A 2,267-nucleotide genomic window follows, 5' to 3' on the forward strand; every position below is an offset into this window, starting at 1 on the left:
AGACGAGCGCCCATACTTTAACTTACCTCGGTAGATGCATTCTCCGTGTTTATTTATCTTTACATAGTTTGGTTTTTTTTTGCCTACCTACTTACTCACTACTTAAAGAACGCGAAAAATAACTTTTCCCACTGCAAATTTTACTCAGCCAGGAAAGAAAAGGATTGTGCATTAATTTTTAACCCCTGAAAAGGTATGATTATGGAAGTTTGAAGTTTGCTTGTATTGAGCGCAGGAAAAATCTCAGATGCTTTTTAATCGCTACAAAAATCTCCATCTGATTCAGCAGCTCGATCCTGTGATAGCTCATTGCCAAATTTACTCTATAATGATTGGCTATGATTTTTCATGGGAAATGACAAGAGCGCTGGAAGTGGCTTTGATGCGAACTTATTGTGTTCCCAGCATTTCTAAATTATTGGATAAAACAGGGGAATTTTATCAGCATTCACAAAAACGCTACGACGATACAGGTATAATTATAGGGGAAATCGGTAAGTGGGGTTACGATAGCGCTCGCGGCAAAGAAGCGATGCAACGCATGAATGCCATCCACGGACGCTTTAAGATTGATAATGCCGATTTTTTGTATGTACTCTCTACCTTTATTTACGATCCAATTCGCTGGAATGCAAGTTTTGGTTGGCGCTTGATGTGCGAACAAGAAAAATTAGCAGCTTTTTACTTCTGGCGGGAAGTGGGTAAGCGAATGCATATCCAGAATATCCCTGAAACTTACGCAGAATTTGAACGCTATAACCGTGATTACGAGCAAGCAAACTTTCGTTATTCAGATACCAATAGACGTGTGGGAGAAGCAACGCGAAATTTATTTTTGAGTTGGTTTCCCGGCTGGATGAGTTTTGCTTTAAAACCTTTGGTATATGCCTTACTTGATGATGTCATGCTCGATGCCTTTGGGTTTGAACATCCTTCCCCTTTTTTACGATCGCTCCTAGCAAATATCCTCAAAATTAGGGCGCGATTATTACGTTACCTTCCCCCACGAAATCAGCCATACTACTTTATCGATCATGCTATTCGCAGTTATCCAGATGGTTATAAAATAGCTAATGTAGGCCCAGCAGAAAATAGTAAGATTTGACATCGACCTCATAAATAAGTCGGCGCAAATGTAAATAATCACAACTACGAGCCAAATACAGAGATTTTACCAAATTCGGTGGCGCTTTTGCTTGCTCATAAACTTTCTGATTCCATTCGGATCTAGTAGCTTACCAAAAAAGCAAAAGTAAAAAGTTAAAGGGTAAAGGGGAAAGGGACTCATGCTTGGACGCGGATTTTTGTCCGCATTTCGTCAGAAATCGATCCTGGACTCATGATTCAATGGATGCTCGCAAACCACGCTGTACTGCTTCTCGCGATCGCCTGTTGGACAAGTTTACCCCAAGTAGTAGCAATCGCTGAAGCAAAAGAAGCAGCGGATTAATCTCCTGTATGAGTTGATTACTGTACGTTCGCTTATTTTTGAAGGCAAGAGGAATTAATGCCTTGAGGGGAAAGGAATAGGGCGATAAGGAGTAATAGCACCATTTTCCGTTAGTCTGTAAGACAGATTCTGGAGAGGGGTGTGCGTATGGCAATAAACGAACAGATGAAGAAAGGGAAAGGGGGAAAGGGGAAAGGGGAAAGGGAACCCCATACTTAAAAGCAGGGGTTTCAAGCATGGACGCTGATTTTTATCACACTACGTGTCTCAAAAATCTTCTTTTCTTGTTCTCCATATTTAAAAACAGGGGCTTTATACCCTGTGGGGAAAAGTTCTTTATTTCTACCCTTTCCCCCTTTCCCTTTCCCCTTTTCCCCTTCTTGGTAAAAATTTATTCTGAGAGAATTGATGATATTCCGGTAATAGTGGAATGGCTAAACAAGATGGAGATAGGCAAGTGGATTGACGAAAAACTCACTCCACCACACGGAAATCACAAAGGACTGAGTTACGGAGAATTGAGTGTATTGTTATTGACATATATAATCACCCAGTCAGACCATCGGTTGTCGGCGGTGGAACCCTGGATAGAAGCAAACCGAAAAATTTTAGAGCTAACTACGGGGTGGTCGATAGGGAAAAAAGATGCAACTGACGACCGACTGGCAAGGGTAGTCGAAGAATTAGGATTGCAATCAGAGGCGAGGCTGGAAATAGAAGTAAACAGGACTTACGCAACTGGCACAATGCGATCGCTAGTTTGTAGTACATAAGTATTAATTAAATCTGATTTTGAAAGCTTTGTCTTCGTAATAGA

At 41.1% G+C, this 2,267-nt stretch carries 1 protein-coding gene and 1 pseudogene; both read left to right on the top strand.

Going from position 1 to position 2,267, the window contains the following annotated elements:
- Positions 1-247: 247 nt before the first annotated feature.
- Complete coding sequence (locus V7K67_RS11395; protein WP_335166568.1) at positions 248-1,105, top strand: oxygenase MpaB family protein; 858 nt, start codon at positions 248-250, stop codon at positions 1,103-1,105.
- A 788-nt stretch (positions 1,106-1,893) separates the two neighbouring features.
- Positions 1,894-2,172: pseudogene (locus V7K67_RS11400) on the top strand (IS1634 family transposase); the annotation flags it as partial.
- Between the last annotated feature and the right edge of the window lie 95 nt (positions 2,173-2,267).

The sequence above is a fragment of the Nostoc sp. genome (genome assembly GCF_036917155.1).
Classification (GTDB): Bacteria; Cyanobacteriota; Cyanobacteriia; order Cyanobacteriales; family Nostocaceae; genus Nostoc.